The 4,179-nt window shown below is 63.7% G+C and carries 5 protein-coding genes; all 5 read left to right on the top strand.

The window, feature by feature from the left end; translation table 11 throughout:
• The first annotated feature begins 248 nt into the window (after window positions 1–248).
• The 5 genes from Q0216_RS01155 (at window position 249) to Q0216_RS01135 (ending at window position 4,093) form a co-directional block, all read left to right on the top strand.
• Window positions 249–869 (top strand): thiamine phosphate synthase, encoded by a 621-nt coding sequence (locus tag Q0216_RS01155; RefSeq protein ID WP_298592264.1) that lies wholly within the window; start codon window positions 249–251, stop codon window positions 867–869.
• Window positions 870–871: 2 nt separating this feature from the next.
• Window positions 872–1,939, top strand: coding sequence for a glycine oxidase ThiO (thiO, locus tag Q0216_RS01150; protein ID WP_298592262.1), 1,068 nt, complete (start codon window positions 872–874; stop codon window positions 1,937–1,939).
• Window positions 1,940–1,987: 48 nt separating this feature from the next.
• Window positions 1,988–2,185, top strand: coding sequence for a sulfur carrier protein ThiS (gene thiS, locus Q0216_RS01145; RefSeq protein ID WP_012904135.1), 198 nt, complete (start codon window positions 1,988–1,990; stop codon window positions 2,183–2,185).
• A gap of 91 nt (window positions 2,186–2,276) precedes the next feature.
• Window positions 2,277–3,047 (top strand): thiazole synthase, encoded by a 771-nt coding sequence (locus Q0216_RS01140; protein WP_005509016.1) that lies wholly within the window; start codon window positions 2,277–2,279, stop codon window positions 3,045–3,047.
• Window positions 3,038–4,093: a ThiF family adenylyltransferase gene (locus Q0216_RS01135; RefSeq protein ID WP_298592255.1), complete on the top strand. Its 1,056-nt coding sequence runs from the start codon at window positions 3,038–3,040 to the stop codon at window positions 4,091–4,093. The genes Q0216_RS01140 and Q0216_RS01135 overlap by 10 nt, the downstream gene beginning before the upstream one ends.
• Window positions 4,094–4,179: the final 86 nt, after the last annotated feature.

The raw sequence follows: 4,179 nt of genomic DNA, 5'->3' as shown, positions 1-4,179 counted from the left end.
GCTCTGCGAGGGCGGGTGCCCCTGTAGGAGCGAAGGAAGTGTATAGCGCGCCAAGCATGCATCAAAGCGAGCCATCAAATATGATAGGGCCCCTGCAGGAGCACAGGAATCGTCCATCGAGCCAGCCGCACACGCCTCAACACTTGAAGGATGTTCAACTCACTACGCAGTTGTGCTAACCTAACCACAGAAATTCCATGAGAGAATTTCTCAAAAAACATCTACTCGACGACGAATCGTAGACCCGCATGACCCGCGAAACGCACCCCTACACCACCCCCGCACGCCCCCTCGACCTGAACCTCTACCTCGTCACAGGCGACAACCCCCTCGAAACCGTCCGGGCAGCTAAACACGCCACCTGCATCCAAGTCAGGTCCAAGCCCATCAGCGCGCGCGAGCTCTACCAGCTCACCGAAGCTATCGCCGGCATCATCCAGCCGCACCAGACCCTCCTCGTCGACGACCGTGTTGATGTCGCCCTCGCATTGCGTGCCCGCGGCGTACACGTTGACGGCGTGCACATCGGTCAAGACGACCTGCCCGTAGCCGACGCCCGCGCCCTCCTCGGCGCCGACGCAATCATCGGCCTGACCACCGGCACCCGGCAGCTCGTCGAAGAGTCCAACAAGATCGCGCACCTGATCGACTACATCGGCACCGGGCCGTTCCGCCCCAGCCCCACCAAGCAGTCCAACCGCCCGCCCCTCGGCATTGATGGGCTCCGCGAACTTGCCGAACTGTCCGCCGTACCCACCGTAGCTATCGGCGACATCACTCCCGAAGATTACCCCGCCATCCGCACCACCGGAGTTGCCGGAATCGCCATGGTCCGCGCCTTCGTCGACAACCCCGCGCTGAAGGCATAGCCATGACCATCACCATCATCGGCGGCGGAATCATTGGCCTCACCACCGCGTTTGAGCTCACCGAACGCGGCGAAAGCGTGCACCTCATCGACGCCGAAACCAGCGACTACGGCACGGCGCTCTACCCCGCCGCCAGCCACTACGCCGGCGGTATGCTCGCCCCCATCGCAGAAGTGCAATTCCAGCAGGACGCGCTCTTCCCGCTCATGACCGCCAGCGCCGACGCCTACCCCTCCCTCATGGAAAGACTCAGCCGCGCCACCAACCTGCCCACCGGCTACGACACCACCGGCACGCTCATCGTCGCAGCCGACCGCGCCGACGCCGAGCACCTGCAACGCACCCGCGCCTACTACCGGGATATGAACCGCCCAGCAGACGCCATCGCCCCCACGCAGGCGCGCGCCCTCGAACCGCTCCTGGCACCGCGTATTGCCGGTGCCGTGAGCATCCCCAGCGACCATCAGCTGCACCCGCGGCTCATGAGGCGCGCCCTCAAAGACGCCCTCACCCGCCGCGGCGTCACCTTCAGCACCGAACGGGTTACCGACCCGGACGCGGGCGACATTATCTGCACTGGACTAGGGGCAACACTGCACGGGGACTACCCGCTACGCCCCGTCTACGGGGACATTCTGCGTCTGCGCACCCCGCGCCCCATCCTCAAGCATGTGGTGCGCGGTTACGTGAACTCCCGCCCCGTCTACCTCATCCCCCGACCCGACGGGGAGCTGTGCATCGGCGCAACCAGCCGCGAAGACCACCGCACGCTGCCCGCCATCGACGGCGTACACCAGCTGCTACGTGACGCGATCCGCCTGGTGCCCGCCATTGAAGAGTGCGAGCTTCTGGAGGCGAACGTCGGCGCCCGCCCCGGAACCCCGGACGACCTGCCCATCTTCGGGCACCGCACCCGTGCCGACGGCACCCGCCAGCTCGTGTCCACGGGCTATTTCCGCCACGGCATTCTGCTTGCCGCGCTCGCCGGCAAGGTCGGTGCGGAGGTTGCCTGCGGGGCTGAGATTCCGCCCATCATGCAGGCGTGCGACCCGGCACGATTCACCCACTAAACACATTCCCCGCCGGGTGCACCCGGCGCCCTCCCGAAAGGATTTCGCATGATCATCACCTACAACGGCGAGCCGCTCACCACCAACGCCCCCACCGTATTTGACCTTGTCATGGATCAGTTTGGTACCGAGGCGGGCGTGGCGGTAGCCCTTAACCGCAGTATTGTGCCGCGTTCCACGTGGCTGGATGTGCCGCTGCACGAGGGCGATAGGGTGGATGCCCTCACCGCCGTTCAGGGTGGCTAACACCCCTCCAGAAAAAGAATATACGTTCTACATATTGGGTGGGTGTGTACGCCATACACACCCACCGCATCGTTCCCACAGAGGAGAACTCATGAGCCTCACACCGCTCACCATCGGCGACCGCACCTTCACCTCCCGCCTCATCATGGGCTCCGGAGGCGCAACCAGCATGGACCTGCTCGAGCAGGCGCTCATCGCCTCCGGCACCGAAATGACGACCGTTGCCATGCGCCGTCACGCCGCAGGCACCCCCATTTTTCCTCTTCTGCAGAAGCTCAATATTGCGCCGCTGCCCAATACCGCAGGGTGCCGCACCGCAGCTGATGCGGTGATGACCGCGATGCTCGCCCGCGAGGCTCTGGGCACTTCTTGGGTGAAGGTCGAGATTATCCACGACGAAGACACGCTACTGCCGGACACTGTGGAGCTGTTGAACGCTTGCGAGCAACTGGTCGCGGAGGATTTCACGGTGCTCGCGTACACTTCTGACGATCCGGTGGCTGCCGCTCGTCTGGAGGATGCGGGCGTTGCCGCGGTTATGCCGTTGGGCGCTCCGATTGGTACCGGTCTGGGCATTTTGAACCCGCACAATATTGAGCTAATTGCTTCTCGCGCGCAGGTTCCGGTGGTTCTGGATGCTGGCGTGGGTACCGCTTCGGATGCGGCCTTGGCAATGGAGTTGGGTTGTGATGCGGTGTTGTTGGCGTCGGCGGTGAATCGTGCTGAGGATCCGGTGGCGATGGCTCAGGCGATGAAGTTTGCGGTGCAGGCGGGCGCGTTGGCGCGTGAGGCGGGCCGTATTCCGGTGCGTGAGCACGCGAAGGCGTCGTCGCCGTCGGAGGGTTTCGTCTCGTGGATGTAAATCTTTCCCCTACCCCGGTGAATCCGGAGCATGCGCATCTGGATCGCGAGCGCACGGACCGTCAGCGTCGCCTGCCGGGCTTTGATCAGGATGCGGTGGCGGCTGCCCGCGTGTTGGTGATTGGTGCTGGTGGTTTGGGTTGTCCGGTGGTGCAGGCGTTGGCGGCGGCTGGTGTGGGGTATCTGCATATTGTGGATTCTGATTCGGTGGAGTTGTCGAATATTCAGCGTCAGCCGCTTTTTGGTGTGTCTGATGTGGGTGAGTCGAAGGCGGAGGTTGCGGCGCGCCGTGCCTTGGATTTGTGCCCGTCGTTGACGGTTGAGACGTCGGTGCGGCATGTGGATGCGTCCTGGATTTTGGATCTTTTTGCCGCGTCGGCGCCGGATTGTGTGGTGGATTGTACGGATACGTTTGCGTCGAAGTATCTGATTGCGGATGCTGCGCAGGTTGCGGATCTGCCGCTGGTGTGGGGCACGGTTTTGCGTTTTGGCGGGTCGGTGAGTCTTTTTGAGCCGGATGGCGCGCATTTGCGTGATATTTTTCCGACGATTCCGCAGACGGTGGAGTCGTGTGCGCTTGCCGGGGTGTTGGGTGCGACGACGGCTGTGGTTGGTTCGCTGATGGCGACGGAGGTGCTTAAGCATGTGAGTGGTCTGCCGACGGCGGCGGGCTCTCTGCTGACGTATGATGCCTTGTCGGGTACGTGTACGTCGTTTGGGGCGGTGCCGGATCCGGCGCGTGTGGTGCCGGTGGACTTGTCGGCGCATGAGGTCCCGCAGGTTCTGCTGGATGTGCGTGAGGTGCCCGAGCGTGAGGAATCGGTGAAGCATGAGGGTTCGCTGCATGTGCCGCTGTCGCGGCTGAGCGATACGGCGGGTTCGCTCCTGCCGGCAACCGACGTGCCCGCGGAGCTGCTGAGCCTGTTTGAGTCGGTGCGTGATCAGCGCGTGGGCGTTTTCTGTGCCTCGGGTGCGCGAGCGCAGCGCTTTGTGCAGGCGTATGCGGAGCTGGCGGGCGAGTACGGGGTGCGCCTGACGGCTATCTAGCGCACCCAGGCGCTAAGAACCTCGATATGAGGAAGGCGGTATCGCCCGTAGTGACATCAGGGTGCCCGAAGCGAAGCGAGGGCGGG

It is taken from the genome of uncultured Rothia sp. (assembly GCF_937976295.1).
Lineage (GTDB): Bacteria > Actinomycetota > Actinomycetes > Actinomycetales > Micrococcaceae > Rothia.
This window is presented reverse-complemented; position numbering and strand designations above follow the sequence as displayed.